Here is a 19,553-nt window from a genome sequence, read left to right as displayed (position 1 = left end):
TTACAGAGAAAGGCGGGGTGTTATTCCAGCCCGTTCATCACGTTGATTGGGCGTTCGCCCTGTTGGATGCACTGCACAATTTGCGACACGCAACGTTCACCAATCGCGCTGATTGCGCCGTCGGTGTAACCGGCAATGTGCGAAGTGGGAATGAAGTTGTTGAGCGTAAACAGTGGATGCTCGCTCAGCGGTTCCTGCACAAACACATCAGCTGCAGCACCGGCAATCACGTTATCCAGCAACGCCTGATAGAGATCCTGCTCGTTCACCACGCCGCCGCGTGAGGCATTAATCAGGAAGGCAGTTTTCTTCATGCGTTTGAGGCGTGCGGCATCAAATAAATTCTGCGTCTTGTCGGTAAGCGGCATGTGCAGAGTGATGAAATCGCTGGTTTCGGTCAGATGATCCAGCGTGACGAATTCGATGCCGTGCTCGGCAGCAAACTGCTCATCGGGATAAAAATCGAACGCGATAACCCGCATGTTGAAGCCTTTGGCGCGCAGCGAGACCTGCTTGCCGATATTGCCCAGCCCAATGATGCCTAACGTTTTGCCGTAGACGTCGGTGGCAAAAATTCGCGGCCAGCTGCCCGCGCGGGTTTCAATGGCGGCTTGGGTGATCTGACGCGCGCTGTTGAGGATCAAAGCAAAGGCGAAATCGGCAACCGCGTGTTTGTTGGCATCGGGCACGTTAGTGACGTAAATACCGCGTGCGCGCGTCGCTTCCAGATTGATATTGTCGACGCCAACGCCGTGCTTACAGACGATTTTCAGTTGCGGCGTTAATGCCAGCAGTTCTTCATTGATGTCGGTAAAGGCCACAATCATCGCTACGGTGTCAGCCAGATGTGGCTCAAGTGCGCTCAGCGGCGCATCGGCGGGCAGTGCAATCAATTCGAAACCGTGCTGTTGCAGCACCTCAATCGGCGCTGCGTCGTATTTGGCGAATGACGGTGAAGTACAGATGACTTTCATGATTCTTCCCGGGATTAGTAAATGCTGCCAAATTGGGCAGGTCACCATAAATGGCGACCCTACAAAACCGCATTCATATGTGCGTTCGTACCCGCATTCATATGCGCATTCATACGCCGCAGGGTCGCCCTTTAGGGTGACCAAACCAACGGCGCACCTGCATTACTGCAAATACTGATTCACAATCTGGCGGATCTTCTGCTCTTCTTCGGCAGAGAAACTCACCGCATAGCGGCTGTCGCCAACCTCAAAGCCCAGCAGCGTCACCGCTTTTTTCACTGCGGCGGGAGAGAAGCCCACGCTATACAGATCGGTGCGCAGACCGGTGACGTTTTCCTGCGCCAGGCGCGAACCTTCGATATCGCCGGCATGAAAGCGTGCCCAAATCGCATTGATCTCTTTAGGCGCCACGTTAGCGAGACCAGAAATACAGGCCGAGCAGCCGTCGACAAAGCCCTGATGAATCAACGAATCCGGACCGTTCAGCACATCAAAACTGTCGATTCCTGCAGCCGCTTGCAGAAAGCCGCTCAGGCTTTCATAGCTGCCGGCGCTGTCTTTAATGCCGATGATGTTCGGGTGCGCGGCCAACGTGCGCACGGTTTCCGGCTGCAGCGTGTTGCCGGTGCGTGCCGGAATGTTGTAGAGGAACAGCGGCACGTCGATGGCATCGGCCACCGCGCGATAGTGGGCGATCAGCTCTTCCTGCTTTAGCGGCACGAAATAGGGCGTGATCACTGAAACCGCATCCACGCCCAGCTTCGCCACTTGTTTGCCGAGGCGAATGGTTTCACGCGTGGAGATCTCGCCAATGTGCGCCACCACCGGCGCGCGGCCGTTCACTTCATCAACGCAGGTTTGCGTCACCGCCAGCTTCTCCTGTTCGTTCAGCACGAAGAATTCGCCGTTGGTGCCGCCGCAGAAGATGCCGTTGCCAGCGCTTAACTGACGTTTAACCTGTTCGCGTTGGACGGCTGGATTGAATGCGCCGTCGCGATCGAAGGTGGTGACGATGGCGGTTAACACGCCCTGAATTTTCTTGCTCATGTTGTCCTCGATAATCCTTAGTGATTCAAAGCCGGAAATAGCGTCAGGTAGACGTTGCGTACGTCATCGGCGCCCACTTTCATCGGTACATTCTTCATCAGGCGCTGCACGTCGAGCGCGGCTTCCACCAGATACGGCAGATGATCCGAGCCGATACCCAGCTCTTCCAGGCTGGCGGGCAGCTTCAGGCGTTTCACCAGCGCGGCAAAGTACGCCACCAGCGCGTGGGATTTGGCTTCGTCGTCCAGCGAGGTATCGGCATCCGGTAGCAGATCGTAAGCCTGAGCGAATTTGCTCACCGCCGCCGGACGCACAAAGCGCATGCAGGGCGCGAGCAGAATGGCGTTGGCGACGCCGTGCGGCAGGTGATATTTGCCGCCCAGCGGATAAGACATTGCATGTACCAGATGCGTACCGGCATGCGCAATCGATGCGCCACCGTAATAAGACGCCCACAGCATATTCAGGCGCGCCTCAAGATTATCCGGCTCCGCGATGGTGGTTTCGAGGCTGGCAAACAGCTTTTTCATGCCGATCAGCGCATAGTTATCGCTCACCGGATTCGACACGGTTGCGGTAAAACACTCGATTAAATGGCACAGCGCATCGATACCGGTGGAAGAGGCGATATGTGGCGGCATGCTGGTGGTGAGTTCCGGCACCAGCGCGACATAATCTGGCAGCATCACCGGCGTGATAATGCCGACCTTGGTCTCTTTCTCGGGGATCGCCAGAATCGCATTGGGCGTGGCTTCTGAGCCAGTACCTGCGGTGGTGGGAATCAGCAGCGAAGTGGTGCGTGTTTGCGGCTTTTCACCCGCCAGCAGCGCCTCCAGTGTTGGCGCGCCTTCAACACACAGAATCGACAGCAGCTTGGCGACATCCAGTACGCTGCCACCGCCGACGCCAATCACCAGATCCACATCGGTGCTCGGCAGCGCGGCAACAATGGCTGCCACATCGTGCTGGCTGGGCTCTGGCGGCACCGTATTGACGATGCTCAGGCTGGCAATCTGCTGCTTCAACTGGGCGATCAGCGTCTGCACCGCCGGAATGCCTTCAATATTCTTATCGGTCACCAGCAGCGCTTTTTCTTTACCTTGCAGTAAATAGCTGAGGTCATTAAGCGCTTGAAAGCCACTGATCACGGTGCTGTTGATATTCATCTCTTACCCTTACGTTTTTTGCGCTGAATGATTAAGTTTGCTCATGCAGCACGAGGTCTATCACTACAGTGCCTAATTTTATAGGACAAATTGATTTCGATTAATTTGATCTTGCTCACATATAATCAATCATGATTGAATATAATCATTGCAGCACGGCAGCGGCCGGAACAGGAGAGAGCATGACTTTACCGCCATGGAAAACGCCAGTCCTGGTGATTGCCGATGATTTCACCGGCGCCAATGACGCGGGCAGCGGGCTGGCACAAGCCGGGGCGCGAGTGCATGTGCTGTTTGATAGCAGCACGCCGCATGACGCTGATGCCGCCGATGTGCTGGTAATCAGCACCGATAGCCGTGCGCTCAGCGAACAGGAAGCAGCCCGGCGCACGCGAGCGGCGATTGAGCAACATCGGGCCATCGCTAACGATGGTTGGTTGTTTAAGAAGATTGATTCCACGCTGCGCGGCAATCCCGGCGCGGAAATCGAAGCCGCGATGCAGGCCAGCGGCAAATCATTAGCCTTAGTGGTGCCGGCGGTGCCGAAGCTTGGACGCACCACGCGAGCGGGTGAAGTGTGGATCCATCAGCAACGTCTGATCGACAGCGAATTCGCCAGCGATCCTAAAACGCCGGTCACCAGCGGCCATGTGCTGACGCGGTTGCAGATGCAGAGCACATTGCCGGGTGAAACCCTCGATCTCGCTACGCTGCGCGGCGGCCAGTTGGCGCAGGTGCTCGGCAGCAAGCAAGGTTTGCTGGTGGTGGATATCGAGCAGGACGGCGACATTGCCTTATTAATGGCCGCGGCAGCCACGCTGGAGACGCGTCCATTGCTGGCCGGTGCGTCCGGGCTCAGCGATGCGCTTGGCGCGATGCTGGCGGCGCGTCAGCCTCGTCCGGTGCTGGCGGTGGTTGGCTCGATGAGCGCGATTGCGCAGCAGCAGATTACGCGCCTCGCCAGCCAGCGCGACATCCGCATTATCGACATTGATATCCGCCAGCTGTTTGCCCAACCGGCCTGGCCGCTGGCTGAACAGTGGCAGCAGGCAATGCAGCAGGCTCTGTACGACGGCGCGCATTGCGTGGTGCGTACTACGCAACACGCCGATCAGCGCCACGAGATCGAGCAGTTGTGCCAACAACATCAGGTTTCACGTCAGTTATTGGGCGAGCGCATCTGCCAGTTTCTCGCGCAGTTAACCCGCAGCGTGTGCCGCGAGGTGCAGCCTGCTGGACTGTATCTCTCTGGAGGTGATGTGGCGATTGCCGTGGCGCAGGCGTTTGGCGCGAGCGGTTTCCAGATTCAGGGCCTTGTGGCGGGCTGCGTGCCGCACGGGGTTTTGCTTAACAGTGAATTACACCTGCCGGTGATGACCAAAGCAGGTGGCTTTGGTGACGAAAACACCCTGGTAGAAGCCATTCGTTTTATTGAGGAGAAGTCGAGTGAGTAAAATTATTGCGATTACCATGGGCGATCCGGCGGGCATCGGCCCGGAGATCATCATTAAAGCGCTGGCAGAAGGTGAGTTAGCGGGCGTACCAGCGGTGGTGGTGGGTTGCGCCAACACGCTGCGTCGGGTGATGGGACTCAATATCACGCCGCAGGCTGAACTGCGCGTGCTCGACCAGGTCAATGATGCGCACTTCGCGCCCGGCATTATCAACGTAATAGATGAGCCGCTGGCGGATGCCGCCGCGCTGCAGCCCGGCGTGGTGCAGAAAGCGGCGGGCGATTTGGCCTGGCGCTGCGTGAAACGTGCTACCGAACTGGCGCTGGCTGGCGAGGTGCAGGCGATCGCCACCGCACCGTTAAATAAAGAGGCGCTGCATTCGGCGGGACATCTTTATCCCGGCCACACCGAACTGCTGGCGCAGCTGACCAACACCAAAAATTACGCCATGGTGCTCTACACCGATAAGCTGAAAGTGATTCACGTCACCACGCATATTGCGCTGCGAAAGTTCCTCGATACCTTAAACGGCGAACGCATTCAGACGGTGATCGGCATGGCCGACAGCTTCCTGCGCCGCGTCGGTTTCGACAAGCCGCGCATCGCCGTGGCGGGCGTCAATCCACATGCCGGTGAAAACGGCTTGTTTGGCGATGAAGAGATCACCATCGTCGCGCCTGCTATCCAGGCGATGAAAGCGCAGGGCATTGATGTCAGCGGTCCATGCCCGCCCGATACCGTGTTCCTACAGTGTCAGGAAGGGCAGTACGATATGGTGGTAGCGATGTACCACGATCAAGGACACATCCCGCTGAAATTATTAGGTTTTTATGATGGAGTAAATATCACCGCTGGCTTGCCGTTTATCCGCACTTCGGCGGACCACGGCACCGCGTTTGATATCGCCTGGACAGGTAAAGCGAACTCTGCGAGCATGGCGATCTCCATTAAACTCGCGATGCAGCTTGCATAGGGAAATATGAAGGGACAAAGCCGTCTCGACCAGATTATGGACTATCTGAAGAGCCATAATTTGGTCACTGTTGAACAACTGGTGAGCGCTATTTCTGCCTCGCCAGCGACGATCCGCCGCGATCTGATCAAGCTGGATAAAGAGGGCGTTATTAGCCGCAGCCACGGCGGCGTCACGCTGAATCGCTTTATCCCCAATCAGCCGACCACGCTGGAGAAGATGCAGCGTAACCTCGCCGAGAAGCAGGCCATCGCGCAGTTTGCCGCCAGCTACGTGCAATCGGGTGATGCGGTGGTATTGGATGCCGGTACTACCATGCTGGAGCTGGCGCGCCAGCTAACGCACCTCAAGCTGCGGGTGATCACTGCCGATCTGCACATCGCGCTGTTTCTTTCCGAATTTAAGCAAATCGAAACCACCATTATTGGTGGACGCATCGATGATTCCAGCCAGTCGTGTATTGGTGAACATGGACGTCGCTTGCTGCGCAGCATCAATCCCGATATCGCGTTTGTCAGCTGCAACTCTTGGAGCATCGAACGCGGGATTACCACGCCAACCGAAGATAAAGCCGGATTGAAAATGGATCTGCTGGCTAATGCGCGCCGCCGTGTTCTGCTGGCTGACAGCAGCAAGTACGGTTCATGGTCGCTGTATTGCGCCGCGCCGATTGATAGCCTGACTGATGTGGTAACGGATGCGCGTCTGGATGAAGCGGTGTGCCGCGACCTGCGCGAGCGTGGATTGGGTTTGCAATTAACTTAACATTCTCCTCTCCTGTGGGAGAGGAATGGGGTGAGGGCATCAGCCCGCACCCAATCTGATTACTTAACGTAAGCCAGCAAACTCAGCGAATCGCGCGCCAGCGACTTACACTTTTTGTCATTGGTGATGGCGATGCCGCTCAAATCCTTGTAGCTCTCTTCGCCCAGCGACTTCATGTTGTAATTGCTGTAGTTGCTTAAATCCCAACGGTTTTGTTGGGCGAAAAACACCAGCGCTTTACGAATCTGTGCGTCCGGCAAATCCTGATAGCCACAATCGTTCTTGAGATAAACGAACACGGCGGTGAGGTCGGCCAGATCTTCTGCTTCGGATTCGCTCAGGGCAAAACTGGTGGAGGAGAAGCCAAGGAGTCCCGCCAGCAGCAGGATCTTGATGCTTTTCGTCATAATGATTCTCAACAAGGGACAATTTATTGACGTTAGCACAGTTATTGCCGGTATTCCGCTAAATTTGCCCTTTCGGGCCATTCCCACCATTTTTATCAGCGCATTCTGTTTCAGGGCTTGACCCTCCCGCAGGGTAAAGGTTTACGCTGTGCCCTTATTCACGACAAGGATAAGAATATGCAACGTCGTCATTTTCTAAAGTTGACTGCCGCACTCAGCGCCGCCGGTGCGCTGCCGCTGTGGAGCCGCTCACTAATGGCCGCCACACGCCCATTATTGCCGATTCCCTCTATTTTGCAGCCTGATGCCCGCGGGCAATACAACTTAACCGCGATGATCGGCAGCAGCCAATGGAATGGCAAAGCGGTGCCAACCTGGGGATACAACGGTGGATTGCTCGGGCCTGCGCTGCGTCTGCAACGCGAAAAAACGGTTACGGTGAATATCCATAACCAGCTGCCAGAAGCCACCACCTTGCACTGGCATGGTCTGGAAATTCCCGGCGATGTCGATGGCGGCCCGCAGGGGATTATTGCGCCCGGTGCAACCCGTCAGGTGAGTTTCACGCCCGACCAACCCGCCGCAACCTGCTGGTTCCATCCGCATCAACACGGTAAAACCGGTTATCAGGTGGCGCAAGGTCTGGCCGGTTTGGTACTGCTGGAAGATGAAGCTTCCGGCAAGCTGCGTCTGCCGATGCAATGGGGCGAAGACGATGTGCCGCTGATTTTCCAGGATAAGCAGTTGAATAAAGCGGGAACGCAAATCGATTATCAGCTCGATATCATGCGTGCCGCCGTCGGCTGGTTCGGCGACCTGATGCTCACCAACGGCGTGCAATATCCGCAGCATGCGGTGCCGCGCGGCTGGCTGCGTCTGCGTTTACTCAACGGCTGTAACGCGCGTTCGCTGCATATCGCTACCAGCGATCAACGTCCGCTGTATGTGATCGGCAGCGACGGCGGTTTGCTGGCCGAACCGGTGAAAGTGGAGAGCTTGCCGCTGCTACCGGGCGAGCGTTTTGAAGTGCTGGTGGATACTTCAGATGGCAAAGCCTTTGACGTGGTGACGCTGCCGGTCACGCAGATGGGCATGACGCTGGCGCCGTTCGATCAACCGCTGCCGCTGGTCAATATTCTGCCGCTGCGCGTGCTGGCTAGCGGCACATTGCCGGACAAACTGGTGGATCTGCCGCCGATTCCTGCCACCGAAGGTCTGCAAAGCCGCTGGCTGCAGCTGATGATGGATCCGCAGCTTGATCAGCAAGGCATGCAGGCGTTGATGGATCGCTACGGCGATAAAGCCATGGGCGGCATGAAAATGGATCATGGCAACATGGATATGACTAACAGCGCCAAGCCGATGGATCATGGCGATATGGCGATGGATCACGGCAACCACGGCAAAACCGCTGGCTATGATTTCCACAACGGCAACAAGATCAACGGCCAGGCGTTCAACATGACCAAGCCAATGTTCAATGTTGAGTTGGGCAAGCTGGAAAAGTGGACGATTTCCGGCGAAGGCGATCAAATGCTGCATCCGTTCCACATTCACGGCACGCAGTTCCGCATCCTGTCAGAAAATGGCAAGCCGCCCGCGCCGCATCGCGCCGGCTGGAAGGACATGGTCAGCGTTAACGGCTGGCGCAGTGAAGTGTTGGTGCGCTTCAACTATGTCGCTAACGCCGACAATGCCTACATGGCGCATTGTCATCTGCTGGAACATGAAGATACCGGCATGATGCTCGGTTTTAGCGTCAGTTAAGCGAGGCTTCCAGCGCCAGGCGCATGTCTTCAATTAAGTCGTCAGGATGTTCGATTCCAATCGACAGGCGCACGGTCGCATCGGTGATGCCAATACGTTGCCGAACATCCTGCGGCACGCCCGAATGGGTGGTGCTGGCAGGATGGCTGGCGAGCGATTCGGTGCCGCCGAGGCTCACCGCCAGCTTGAACAGTTCCAGCGTGTTGAGAAAACGGAACGCCGCCGCTTGCCCGCCACGAATATCAAACGAGAAGGTTGAACCCGCGCCGCTGCACTGGCGCTGATACGTTTTGCCCGCCGGACTTTCAGCCGTCAGATATGGCAGCCAATGCAGTTTTTCCACCTGCGGATGATCGCGTAAAAACGCCGCCACTTTTTCGGCATTGCTGGTGGCTTTCTCCATGCGCAGCGATAGCGTTTCCAGCGAGCGACCAATCATCCAGCTGGAGTGCGGATCCAGCTGCGTGCCTATGGCGCTGCGCAGCGAACGTACTTTGCCGACCAGCGCTTTGCTCCCCAGCACTGCACCGGCAATCAGGTCCGAATGGCCGCCAACATATTTGGTCAGGGAATAGAGCGACAAATCCGCGCCGTGCTGCAAGGGACGTTGAAACAGCGGGCCGAGCAACGTGTTATCACAGGCTAGAATTGGCCGCGATCCTTGCTGCTGCGCGATCACATCCGCTACCTGCTGCATCAACTGAATATCCACCAAGCTGTTGGTTGGATTGGCAGGCGTCTCAATCAGAATCAGCGCCACGCGTCCGCGCTGCCACGCCAGTTTCGCCGCCTCATGCACCTTATCTTCGTCGGTGCCATCGCTGAAACCCACCGCTTTGATCTCCAAATCGTGCAGCGTTTTACTCAGCAACGTTTCGGTGCCGCCATACAGCGGCTGGGAATGCAGAATCACTTCACCTGGACGCGCAAACGTCAGCAGCGTGGTGGCAATTGCCGACATGCCGGAAGAGAACAGCGCCGCGCTTTCCGCGCCTTCGTACACCGCCAGCCGATCCTCCACGATTTCGCTGTTGGGATGGTTGAAGCGCGAATAGACCAGCCCGCCACTTTTGCCTTCTGGCGGTTGTTTACGCCCAGCGACGAAATCGAAAAAGTCCTGTCCCTCTTCGGCGCTGTTAAATACAAAGGTGGAGGTGAGAAATACAGGTGGTTTCACCGCGCCTTCCGATAATTGCGGATCGTAACCGTAGTTCAGCATCTGCGTTTCCGGGTGCAACTCGCGCGTACCAATCTTGGTTTTTTTACTGGATGAAGCGGTCATAGGAACTCCAGAACTCGGCGGTGAAAGGGCGGACAGGTTCCTACAGTTAACGCCAGCGCGATAAATTTCGCCACGGAATCGTTTGCGTTCTGTGCGCGGCGTTAGACGCTGGCTCGACTATGATAGACTTCGTGGCTTTCCAAAAACCGTAACTGGACGCATGCAATGAAACATACCGTCGACGTGATGATCTCCGAGCAAGAGATCGCAACCCGAATTGCCGAACTGGGCAAGCAGATTAACGAGCACTACCGCGACAGCGGCAGCGAAATGGTGCTGGTGGGTTTGCTGCGCGGCTCCTTTATGTTTATGGCCGATCTGTGCCGCGCCATCGACGTGCCGCATGAAGTCGACTTTATGACTGCGTCAAGCTACGGCAGCGGCATGTCGAGCACCCGCGATGTGAAAATCCTTAAAGATCTCGATGAAGATATTCGTGGCAAGGACGTGCTGATCGTGGAAGACATCATCGATTCCGGCAACACGCTGAGCAAAGTGCGCGAGATCCTGCGCCTGCGTGAGCCAAAGTCACTGGCGATTTGTACTTTGCTGGATAAGCCCGAGCGCCGCGAAGTGGACGTCACCGTCGAATACGTGGGCTTCACCATTCCCGATGAGTTCGTGGTGGGCTTTGGTATCGATTACGCCCAGCGCTATCGCCATCTGCCGTACATCGGCAAAGTTATCCCGACCGGTGAATAACCGCACAATCGTCCAAGGCTAATCTCCCCCGCCTGCGATACACTGCGCAGCCCGTGAGTCAACGACTTATGGGCTGGCTTCACTCTCTGCTAAACTCCATTGATTTCTTAATGTTAATGACCGCGACATCGTTCGTGCGCATTTTCATTTTCATAGGCCTTTGATGTCTCTACAACAAGGTATGGATTCGCAATGACATATGCACTGGAAATTTCCGGGCTGACCAAAACCTATCCCGGCGGCGTACAGGCGCTGAAAGGACTCGATCTCAACGTGGAAGCGGGCGACTTTTACGCCTTGCTGGGGCCAAACGGCGCCGGAAAATCCACCACCATCGGTATTATCAGCTCGTTAGTGAATAAAATCGGCGGCAGCGTGCGCGTGTTTGGCTATGACCTGCAAAAAGACGTGGTCAACGCCAAGCGTCAGCTCGGGCTGGTGCCGCAGGAGTTCAACTTCAACCCGTTTGAGACCGTGATGCAGATTGTGGTTAATCAGGCTGGTTACTACGGCGTTGAACGCGCCGAAGCAAACAAGCGCGCGGAAAAATACCTCAATCAGCTCGATCTGTGGGGCAAACGCAACGAACGTGCGCGCATGCTTTCAGGCGGTATGAAGCGTCGTCTGATGATCGCGCGTGCGCTGATGCATGAGCCGAAGCTGCTGATCCTCGACGAACCAACCGCGGGCGTGGATATCGAACTGCGCCGTTCGATGTGGAGCTTCCTGAAAGAGCTGAATATCAAAGGCACCACCATCATTCTCACCACGCACTATCTGGAAGAGGCGGAAATGCTGTGCCGCAATATCGGTATTATTCAAAGCGGCGAGCTGGTGGAGAACACCTCGATGAAAGGATTGCTCTCTAAGCTGCAATCCGAAACCTTCATTCTCGATTTAGCACCGCGCAGCCCGCTGCCGCAGCTGGAGGGCTTCCAGTATCGTCTGGTTGATACCTCTACGCTGGAAGTGGAAGTGATGCGCGAGCAAGGCCTGAACAGCGTGTTCAGCCAGCTGAGCGCGCAGGGCGTGCAGGTGCTGAGCATGCGCAATAAAGCTAACCGCCTTGAGGAGCTGTTCGTCAGCCTGACACAGGGAAAAACAGGAGTGAAAGCATGACGCACTTGTATTGGGTGGCGCTCAAGAGCATCTGGAGCAAAGAGATCAACCGCTTCGCCCGCATCTGGATTCAGACGCTGGTGCCGCCGGTGATCACCATGACGCTCTACTTTATTATCTTCGGCAACCTGATTGGTTCACGCATCGGCGATATGCACGGTTTCAGCTACATGCAGTTTATCGTGCCGGGCCTGATCATGATGGCGGTGATCACCAATGCTTACGCTAACGTGGCGTCATCGTTCTTTAGCGCCAAGTTCCAGCGCAACATTGAAGAGCTGCTGGTGGCGCCGGTGCCAACGCACATCATCATCGCCGGTTATGTCGGCGGCGGCGTGGCGCGCGGCGTGTGCGTGGGGATTTTGGTGACCGCGATTTCGCTGTTCTTCGTGCCGTTCCACGTGCATTCGTGGTCGATGGTGGCGGTGACGCTACTGCTGACGGCGATTCTGTTCTCGCTGGCAGGCCTGCTGAATGCGGTGTTCGCGCGCACCTTTGACGATATCAGCCTGATTCCGACTTTTGTGCTGACGCCGTTAACCTATCTCGGCGGCGTGTTCTACTCGCTGACGCTGCTGCCACCGTTCTGGCAAGCGGTGTCGAAGCTGAATCCGGTGGTGTATATGATCAGCGGCTTCCGTTACGGTTTCCTTGGTATTAGCGATGTGCCGTTGGTGTTTACCCTGTCGGTGTTGGTCGCCTTTATCGTGGTGTTTTATGTGCTGGTGTATTCGCTGATTCAGCGTGGGCGCGGGTTGCGTACGTAGGTTTTAGAGTGATATTCAAGAAGGTCGCCATGAATGGCGACCCTACAAATAACAAGGGCGGGATTTAATCCCGCCCTTGTTATATCAGGCGACCTGAACCGGCAGCGCCTTGGCGAGGCGCTTCATTTCGTTATCGCCTTCAAAGTAGGCGACTTTCGGCTGCCAGCTACGCGCGACTTCATCTTCGACCTGCACGTAAGAGCAGATGATCATGATATCGCCAGCGCAGGCGCAACGCGCGGCGGCACCGTTGACTGAGATGATCTTCGAGCCACGTTCAGCGGCAATCGCGTAGGTGGAAAAACGCTGGCCGTTGGTGACGTTGTAGATGTCGATGGCTTCGTATTGCAGAATGCCGGAGGCGTCGAGGAAATCCTGGTCAATGGCGCAGGAACCTTCGTAATGCAAATCTGCCTGAGTGACTTTAACGCGATGCAGTTTGCCTTGAAGTACGGTGCGAATCATAACTGTCTAACCTTGTTAAGCTGCCAATAAACGACGGAAAACTACTCCGTCAGATCCACTTGCTGATTATCAATCAGACGCGCATTGCCCAGCCATGCGGCCATCAGAATCACCGCGCGCTGGCTGTCCACGTTCAGCGCTTGTAAGGTTTCGGCATCGCAAATCGCCAGTCCGTCCGGACGAAAACCCTTCTCACGCAACGCCACTTCCGCGTGCTCGATAATCTCTTCGACATGCCGCTCGCCGTTGTTCAGACGTTCGGCCATGCTGTTCATCACCTGGCTGAGACCAGCGGCGATGTTACGCTCGTCGGCGGTGAGATAGCCATTGCGCGAACTCAGCGCCAGGCCATCTTTCGCGCGCACCGTTGGCACGCCCACAATCTCAATATCGAAGCCCATATCCGCCACCATCTTGCGGATGATCGCCAGCTGCTGGAAATCCTTCTCGCCAAAGCAGGCGATGTCGGGCTGCACCAGATTAAACAGTTTGCTGACGATGGTGGAGACGCCACGAAAATGTCCCGGACGGCTGGCACCTTCCAGCAGCGATGATAAACCCGGCACTTCCACGAAGGTTTGGCTATCAAGGCCTTTTGGATAGACATCAGCCGGCGCGGGTGCTAACACCAGATCTACGCTATGACGATTCAGCTTCTCGCAATCGTCCTGCAGCGTGCGCGGATAGCGCGCCAGATCGTCGGGACGATCAAACTGCATCGGGTTAACGAAAATCGAGACCACCACAACGTCGGCGCGCTCGCGCGCTTCATCGACCAACGTCAGATGACCGTCGTGCAGGTTGCCCATGGTGGGCACCAGCGCGATACGTTTGCCTGCCTGACGCCAGCGACGAATTTCTCGACGCAGCATCGGCAGTGTTTCAATGATCAGCACTGCAAATCTCCTGATTTACTGGAAACTGTGTTCAGCGGCTGGATAGAGGCCCGCTTCAACGTCGGCGATATATTGGCGAATCGCCGCGCGAATGTCGCCGGTTTCAGCGAGGAAATTTTTGGCAAATTTGGGAATATGGCCGCCGGTAATGCCAAAGGCGTCGTGCATCACCAGAATCTGTCCGTCAGTGACGTTGCCCGCGCCGATGCCGATCACCGGCACCGACAACGCTTTGGTGACGCGTTCCGCCAGCGCCACCGGCACGCACTCCAGCACCAGCAGCTGCATACCAGCGGCTTCCAGCGCCAGCGCATCGGCCAGTAGACGCTCAGCGGCGGCTTCATCGCGGCCCTGCACTTTATAGCCACCGAAGATATTCACCGACTGCGGCGTCAGACCCAGATGGCCGCATACCGGCACGGCGCGTTCGGTCAGCATACGCACGGTTTCCGCCAGCCACTCGCCGCCTTCCAGCTTCACCATATTGGCACCCGCGCGCATCAGCTGTGCGGCGTTAGTGAACGTCTGTTCCGGCGTGGCATAACTCATAAACGGCAGATCGGCCATCAGCAGCGCCAGCGGCGCGCCACGACGCACGGCGGCGGTGTGATAGGCGATATCGTCCACGGTGACCGGCAAGGTCGATTCGTGTCCCTGCACGGTCATGCCGAGCGAATCACCAATCAGCATCACCTGAATGCCTTCATCGGCAAACAGGCGGGCAAAACTGAAGTCGTACGCCGTCAACGTGGCAAATTTGCGACCGCTGGTTTTGAGTTGGCGTAAATGGGAGAGGGTTGTTGGTTTCATCACACGCTCCAGAGTTTTCTGATGCGCGCAGTGTACTACGGCTTACTCAGACCACAAACGGATAGCGCTGCGATCCAGAGTGGCGAGAATGGCAGACAAGGCTTGCCCGTTCGGCAGCGATAATTGCGGGGCAATTTCCAGCAGCGGCACCAGCATAAAAGCGCGATTGTGCATGTCGTAATGCGGTACGGTCAGACGCGGCGTGGAAATGGTTTTGTTGCCAAACAGCATGATATCGAGATCCAGCGTACGCGGTCCCCAGCGTTCGGCTTTGCGCACACGACCGTGCTCCAGCTCAATGCGCTGGGTATGATCGAGCAGCGCGTCGGCCTCCAGCGCGGTGTCCAGCGCCACAACCGCATTAAGATAATCGGGCTGATCCGGCGGACCGTACGGCGGTGTGCGATACAGCGATGAAGTGGCGATGCGCGTAGTATGCGGAATGGCGTCTAGCGCGGCCAACGCTGCATCAACCTGATGCAGCGGATCGGCCAGATTACTGCCTAAAGCGAGGTAAACGCGGGTCATTGCGGGCTGTTAGTGCGAGGCCCGGTTGGACGGCGACGCGGACGGCGCGGTTTGCGGCGCGGCGCCGGATCATCGCCAAGCGTGGTCATCATGGTTTTCTGCTGCACCGGTGCCGCCGCCTGGAACTCGCCCCACCAATGCGTCAGCTTTTGCAGCTCAGGATTGTTTTCCACGTCGGCACGCAGTGCCATCAAATCGTAAGCGGCACGGAACTTAGGATGCTCCATCAGCTTCCACGCACGCTTGCCGTGACGGCGCGACATGCGTAGCTGCAGCTGCCAGATATCACGAATCAGCGTAGTAATACGCTTTGGAATCGCCAGCGCGCGGCAGGCTTCGTCCAGGGTTTCGTTCATCGACAAGGCGAAAGCATCGTAATAGGTCAGTCCGCTTTCCTGCGCAATGCGTTCGGCGGATTCCAGCTGCGGATACCAGAACATCGCGGCAAACAGGAAGGCCGGATTGACGCGCATATCATTTTGAATGCGGGTGTCGGTATTTTTCAGTACCTGCGCCACCATACGTTCCATCAGGCTGTCGCTTTCGGAGGTGAAACCGCGCGTCAGCGTAGGGAACAGCGGCTGGAACAGCTGATATTCACGCATCATCTGATAGGTGCGGTAGCCGTAACCGGCCTGCAGCAGCTTGAGCGACTCTTCAAACATACGCGCTGGCGGAATGTCATTCAGCAGCGTCGCCAGACGCGGGATCGGCTCGGCAGTTTCTGCCGCGATACGCATCTGCAGCTTGGCGGCAAAGCGCACCACGCGCAGCATACGCACCGGATCTTCGCGATAGCGGGTTTCCGGGTCGCCAATCATGCGAATGATGCCTTCGTGCAGATCGTGCAAGCCACCGACGTAATCACGTACGGTGAAATCGGCCACGCTGTAATAGAGGCTGTTGATGGTGAGATCGCGTCGCTGGGCATCGTCTTCAATGCTGCCGAAAATGTTGTCACGCAGCAGCATGCCGTTTTGGCCGCGCTGCGAGCTGTTGCGATCTTCTTCGCTCTCTTCATGATGATGACCACGGAAGGTGGCGACTTCGATCACTTCAGGACCGAACATCACATGCGCCAGACGAAAACGACGACCCACCAAACGGCAGTTGCGGAACAGCTTACGCATCTGTTCAGGCGTGGCGTTGGTGGTGATATCAAAGTCTTTCGGCTTACTGCCGAGTAACAAATCGCGCACGCCGCCGCCCACCAGGTAGGCTTCGAATCCGGCTTTGTTCAGGCGATAGAGCACTTTGAGGGCGTTTTCGCTGATATCTTTGCGTGAGATGTTGTGGCTTTCTCGTGGAATGACAGTCATCTGACCAGGACTTTCAGCTTCCACCTCTTCAGGCGCCTCCTCATCACGCTTGAGGACTCTCCGGCAAAAATTAGCGACTCGGGTAAAAATGGGACACCTCGACAGTGAGAAAAAGGGTGTTAATAAAATCAGCGGCTAATCATAGCCTGTTGAGAACCATTTAGGAATGGTGATGTCGTTTCATCCTCTTTAAGACCGTTCTGCAACGGAATCAGACGGATATTCCACTGCGCGACCGCCTGTTTCAACAGGCTTTCCAGCGATTCATCCTGCCAGCCTGACGAAACCGGCTGACCAAGAAAGCGCAAAGCTTGCACCAACAACGGGCGCGCATCACCATCGGGCAGCGCGGGCGCATGATTCTGCTTGGAAAGCTTGTTGCCATCGCGATTAACCGCCAGCGGCAAATGCAGGTAATCCGGCACTGGCCAGGCAAACTGCTGATACAAGGCAATCTGGCGCACCGTTGGCTCAATCAAATCCGCGCCGCGCACAATTTCCGTCACGCCCTGAAAATGGTCATCAACCACTACCGCGAGGTTGTAGGCAAAAAGCCCATCACGGCGATGGATAATAAAATCTTCTTGCGCAAGCTGCGGTTCCGCCTGCAAATGGCCGCGCAGGCGATCGTTAAAGCCGCTAACCGGCGCATGTTGACGCAGGCGCAGCGCGGCATTATCCGGCGGCAGCTGCAAATCGCGGCAGTGACCATCATAAAAGCCGCCCAGCTGCTGGATGCGGCTGCGTGTGCAGGTGCAGAAGTAACTTTGACGATGCGTTTGCAGCCAGCTCAGCGCGGCGCGATAGGCGTCGTGGCGCTGTGACTGCCACAAAACCTCGCCATCCCAATGCAGACCATAATGTTCCAGCTGCTGCAAAATACGCGTTGCAGCACCGGGAACTTCACGTGGGGGATCAATATCTTCAATGCGCACCAGCCAGCGTCCCTGTTGCGCGCGCGCGCTCAGGTAACTGCCTAATGCAGCAATCAGCGAACCAAAATGGAGGTCACCAGAAGGAGAGGGAGCGAAACGCCCAATGAAGAGTGAAGGATTCATAACGAAGTGTACCGCACGTCGGGAAAACAGGGATTTTCCCGGCTGTGCGGTAGCAATTTGCTCACGGCCATTAGCCAGCCATCTGCTTCTCGCGGATTTCTGCCAGCGTTTTGCAGTCAATGCAGAGATCGGCAGTCGGACGCGCCTCAAGGCGGCGAATACCAATTTCTACACCGCAGGAGTCGCAGTAACCGAAATCGTCGTCATCCACTTTCTTGAGCGTTTTCTCAATCTTTTTAATGAGTTTGCGCTCACGATCGCGGTTACGCAATTCCAGGCTGAACTCTTCTTCCTGCGCAGCACGGTCGACCGGATCCGGGAAGTTAGCAGCTTCGTCCTGCATATGTGACACAGTGCGATCTACTTCATCCCGAAGTTGGTTGCGCCAGGCTTCCAGAATTTTACGGAAATGGCCTAGCTGGGCGTCGTTCATATACTCTTCGCCCGGTTTCACCTGATAAGGCTCAACTCCAGCGATGGCGAGGATACTCAGGGACGATGTTTTACGGTTTTGCCCTTCTTGCATGTTGTTTCTCCTGGATAACACGCACTTCCCTAAATACGTCAAGTTGCATGTGCGTTAACTGTGTGCCTACAACCCGAACGATTTAGGGCTTATCGATTCCCATAAAGGGAAAAAAACAGGCCGCTATAAATAGCAGAAGCAATCAAGGTTGGCAATTATTCCTGACCACTACTTGACAAGCCTCTGAACAATCGCGTATTCAGCGCCTCGCCCAGAACATTCCTATCACACCAAATTGCTATAAATATTACAACGCTACGTTAATCGGATGCGTCAGTAATATCTTTAACGGTGAGATTTGAGCTTGATACGCTAAAATTTCCACACCACAACGCTGCGCCTGTTCCAGTAGTTCTGCGTAGTGCACGTCGATATGGCGTGCCGGGGAAACGTCCTCAATCCCCGTATGCAAAACTGCGAACAACAAAACGGCTCGATGACCTTCTGCCACGATAGTGCTCAATTCGCGCAGATGTTTCTGTCCACGAGCCGTCACCGCATCCGGAAAATAGCCTTTACCTGCCTGTAACAGGGTGACGGACTTGACTTCAATATAGCAGTTCGATCGGCCATCCGCTTGCAGCAGGAAATCAATTCGGCTTTTTTCCGTGCCGTATTTCACTTCAGGCTGGCAGCGGCTGTAAGCGGATAATTCCGGAATGTTATCGAGCGTCAGCGCCTCGCGCACTAGCTGATTGGCGCGCAGCGTATTGACGCAGATCCAGTGGCCTTGTTGGGTCTCGGTGAGTTCCCAGCTGTGCGGATATTTTCGCGTGGCACTGTTGGATGTCGAATACCACACGGTATCGCCCGGCGTGGCGCAGCCGGTCATCGCGCCGGTATTGGCGCAGTGAATGGTCAGCGTTTCACCTTCTGGCGTAACCACATCGGCTAAAAAGCGTTTGTAACGGGCGATCAAGCGGGCGGGTTTGAGTGGCGGATCGAACTCCATTTACTCTCCTGTGGATGATAGTAGCGGCCAGCGGGCCAGCGCCTGATAACGCGTGCGGCCGCGCGTGACGTTCGAAGCGAACAGCGCAAAATGGCGGATATCGGCGCGCCAGTGAAAGCCGCGCGGCGGTAGCGCAATCTGTGGCACCACGTGGCGCAACAGCGTGATGTGCGGATGAAACGGTTGCGGGCTCTGCGCGCAACCATGACGCGCCGCTTGCGCACGCAGCAGGCTGGCGAGCTGCAGTAATCCGCGCGGCGCGCGCTGGCAGCCGAGCCACACCACGCCGGGACGCGGCCAGTGGCCGGCGTCATCCAAATCGAGGGAAAAACCCGGCTGTTCGATGCGTGAGGCCAGCAGCTGCAGCTTACGTGAGGTCTCATCGCTGACCTCGCCAAGAAACGCCAGCGTCAGGTGCAGGTTGGCCGCCGCCACCGGTTTCCCGGCTTCGGCAGCAAAATTATCCGCGCGCCACTGTACCAGCTGTTGCTGGAGCGGAGCGGGCAGTTCAAGAGCAAAAAACAGACGTTGCGTTGCCAGGTTGGCCTCCGGTAATCCGCGCCTCAGAGTGCTACA

Annotated in this window: 21 protein-coding genes; 7 read left to right on the top strand and 14 right to left on the bottom strand. The window is 56.4% G+C overall.

Annotated elements, in window-relative coordinates; all coding sequences use genetic code 11:
* Positions 1-20 precede the first annotated feature (20 nt).
* From FHW71_RS11230 to FHW71_RS11220, 3 genes are all read right to left on the bottom strand, one after another.
* Positions 21-974 carry a phosphoglycerate dehydrogenase gene (locus tag FHW71_RS11230; protein ID WP_179451981.1) on the bottom strand — a complete coding sequence of 318 codons (954 nt, stop codon included), beginning with the start codon at positions 972-974 and terminating at the stop codon, positions 21-23.
* Positions 975-1,136: 162 nt separating this feature from the next.
* Positions 1,137-2,021 (bottom strand): dihydrodipicolinate synthase family protein, encoded by an 885-nt coding sequence (locus tag FHW71_RS11225; protein WP_179451982.1) that lies wholly within the window; start codon positions 2,019-2,021, stop codon positions 1,137-1,139.
* Between the two features lie 17 nt (positions 2,022-2,038).
* Positions 2,039-3,187: an iron-containing alcohol dehydrogenase gene (locus tag FHW71_RS11220; protein WP_179451983.1), complete on the bottom strand. Its 1,149-nt coding sequence runs from the start codon at positions 3,185-3,187 to the stop codon at positions 2,039-2,041.
* A gap of 182 nt (positions 3,188-3,369) precedes the next feature.
* Here FHW71_RS11220 and FHW71_RS11215 point away from each other — a divergent pair, with 182 nt between their 5' ends.
* From FHW71_RS11215 to FHW71_RS11205, 3 genes are read left to right on the top strand one after another with little or no spacing between them, the layout of a single operon-like run.
* Positions 3,370-4,641 carry a four-carbon acid sugar kinase family protein gene (locus tag FHW71_RS11215; protein WP_179451984.1) on the top strand — a complete coding sequence of 424 codons (1,272 nt, stop codon included), beginning with the start codon at positions 3,370-3,372 and terminating at the stop codon, positions 4,639-4,641.
* Positions 4,634-5,614: a D-threonate 4-phosphate dehydrogenase gene (locus FHW71_RS11210; RefSeq protein WP_179451985.1), complete on the top strand. Its 981-nt coding sequence runs from the start codon at positions 4,634-4,636 to the stop codon at positions 5,612-5,614. The genes FHW71_RS11215 and FHW71_RS11210 overlap by 8 nt, the downstream gene beginning before the upstream one ends.
* A gap of 6 nt (positions 5,615-5,620) precedes the next feature.
* Positions 5,621-6,379: a DeoR/GlpR family DNA-binding transcription regulator gene (locus tag FHW71_RS11205; RefSeq protein WP_008108534.1), complete on the top strand. Its 759-nt coding sequence runs from the start codon at positions 5,621-5,623 to the stop codon at positions 6,377-6,379.
* A gap of 59 nt (positions 6,380-6,438) precedes the next feature.
* On the opposite strand, the gene FHW71_RS11200 is transcribed toward FHW71_RS11205, so the two are convergent.
* Complete coding sequence (locus tag FHW71_RS11200; RefSeq protein ID WP_007888732.1) at positions 6,439-6,786, bottom strand: YacC family pilotin-like protein; 348 nt, start codon at positions 6,784-6,786, stop codon at positions 6,439-6,441.
* 177 nt (positions 6,787-6,963) lie between these two features.
* Between FHW71_RS11200 and cueO the strand changes: the two genes are divergently transcribed.
* The gene (cueO, locus tag FHW71_RS11195; RefSeq protein WP_179451986.1) at positions 6,964-8,553 is read left to right on the top strand and encodes a multicopper oxidase CueO; all 1,590 of its coding nucleotides are present in this window, start codon (positions 6,964-6,966) and stop codon (positions 8,551-8,553) included.
* On the opposite strand, the gene FHW71_RS11190 is transcribed toward cueO, so the two are convergent.
* Positions 8,546-9,835 carry a cystathionine gamma-synthase family protein gene (locus FHW71_RS11190; RefSeq protein ID WP_179451987.1) on the bottom strand — a complete coding sequence of 430 codons (1,290 nt, stop codon included), beginning with the start codon at positions 9,833-9,835 and terminating at the stop codon, positions 8,546-8,548. The two genes, cueO and FHW71_RS11190, sit on opposite strands and share 8 nt — an antisense overlap.
* A 165-nt stretch (positions 9,836-10,000) precedes the next feature.
* Here FHW71_RS11190 and hpt point away from each other — a divergent pair, with 165 nt between their 5' ends.
* The 3 genes from hpt (at position 10,001) to FHW71_RS11175 (ending at position 12,423) form a co-directional block, all read left to right on the top strand.
* Positions 10,001-10,537: a hypoxanthine phosphoribosyltransferase gene (gene hpt / locus FHW71_RS11185; protein ID WP_008108528.1), complete on the top strand. Its 537-nt coding sequence runs from the start codon at positions 10,001-10,003 to the stop codon at positions 10,535-10,537.
* A 192-nt stretch (positions 10,538-10,729) separates the two neighbouring features.
* A complete protein-coding gene (locus tag FHW71_RS11180) occupies positions 10,730-11,656 on the top strand; it encodes an ABC transporter ATP-binding protein (RefSeq protein ID WP_179451988.1) in 927 nt (308 codons plus the stop codon).
* Positions 11,653-12,423: an ABC transporter permease gene (locus FHW71_RS11175; protein ID WP_179451989.1), complete on the top strand. Its 771-nt coding sequence runs from the start codon at positions 11,653-11,655 to the stop codon at positions 12,421-12,423. Before FHW71_RS11180 ends, FHW71_RS11175 begins: the two co-directional genes overlap by 4 nt.
* Before the next feature lie 84 nt (positions 12,424-12,507).
* On the opposite strand, the gene panD is transcribed toward FHW71_RS11175, so the two are convergent.
* The 9 genes from panD to thpR all read right to left on the bottom strand — a co-directional run bounded on the left by panD (position 12,508) and on the right by thpR (position 19,517).
* Positions 12,508-12,888, bottom strand: a complete 381-nt coding sequence (panD, locus tag FHW71_RS11170; RefSeq protein ID WP_007888760.1) for an aspartate 1-decarboxylase — start codon at positions 12,886-12,888, stop codon at positions 12,508-12,510.
* A gap of 41 nt (positions 12,889-12,929) precedes the next feature.
* Positions 12,930-13,784, bottom strand: a complete 855-nt coding sequence (gene panC, locus FHW71_RS11165) for a pantoate--beta-alanine ligase (protein WP_179451990.1) — start codon at positions 13,782-13,784, stop codon at positions 12,930-12,932.
* Positions 13,785-13,799: 15 nt separating this feature from the next.
* The gene (gene panB / locus FHW71_RS11160; RefSeq protein ID WP_061718097.1) at positions 13,800-14,594 is read right to left on the bottom strand and encodes a 3-methyl-2-oxobutanoate hydroxymethyltransferase; all 795 of its coding nucleotides are present in this window, start codon (positions 14,592-14,594) and stop codon (positions 13,800-13,802) included.
* A 42-nt stretch (positions 14,595-14,636) separates the two neighbouring features.
* Positions 14,637-15,122, bottom strand: coding sequence for a 2-amino-4-hydroxy-6-hydroxymethyldihydropteridine diphosphokinase (gene folK, locus FHW71_RS11155; RefSeq protein WP_179451991.1), 486 nt, complete (start codon positions 15,120-15,122; stop codon positions 14,637-14,639).
* A complete protein-coding gene (gene pcnB / locus FHW71_RS11150; protein ID WP_353620989.1) occupies positions 15,119-16,531 on the bottom strand; it encodes a polynucleotide adenylyltransferase PcnB in 1,413 nt (470 codons plus the stop codon). The genes folK and pcnB overlap by 4 nt, the downstream gene beginning before the upstream one ends.
* Positions 16,532-16,569: 38 nt before the next feature.
* Positions 16,570-17,499 (bottom strand): tRNA glutamyl-Q(34) synthetase GluQRS, encoded by a 930-nt coding sequence (gene gluQRS / locus FHW71_RS11145; protein WP_179451992.1) that lies wholly within the window; start codon positions 17,497-17,499, stop codon positions 16,570-16,572.
* Positions 17,500-17,569: 70 nt separating this feature from the next.
* Positions 17,570-18,025 (bottom strand): RNA polymerase-binding protein DksA, encoded by a 456-nt coding sequence (dksA, locus tag FHW71_RS11140; protein WP_007888770.1) that lies wholly within the window; start codon positions 18,023-18,025, stop codon positions 17,570-17,572.
* 247 nt (positions 18,026-18,272) lie between these two features.
* The gene (gene sfsA, locus FHW71_RS11135; protein ID WP_179451993.1) at positions 18,273-18,977 is read right to left on the bottom strand and encodes a DNA/RNA nuclease SfsA; all 705 of its coding nucleotides are present in this window, start codon (positions 18,975-18,977) and stop codon (positions 18,273-18,275) included.
* A complete protein-coding gene (gene thpR / locus FHW71_RS11130) occupies positions 18,978-19,517 on the bottom strand; it encodes an RNA 2',3'-cyclic phosphodiesterase (protein WP_179452020.1) in 540 nt (179 codons plus the stop codon).
* Positions 19,518-19,553 lie beyond the last annotated feature (36 nt).

Origin of the sequence: Enterobacter sp. Sphag1F (genome assembly GCF_014193275.1) — a bacterium.
Taxonomy (GTDB): domain Bacteria; phylum Pseudomonadota; class Gammaproteobacteria; order Enterobacterales; family Enterobacteriaceae; genus Pantoea; species Pantoea symbiotica.
This window is presented reverse-complemented; position numbering and strand designations above follow the sequence as displayed.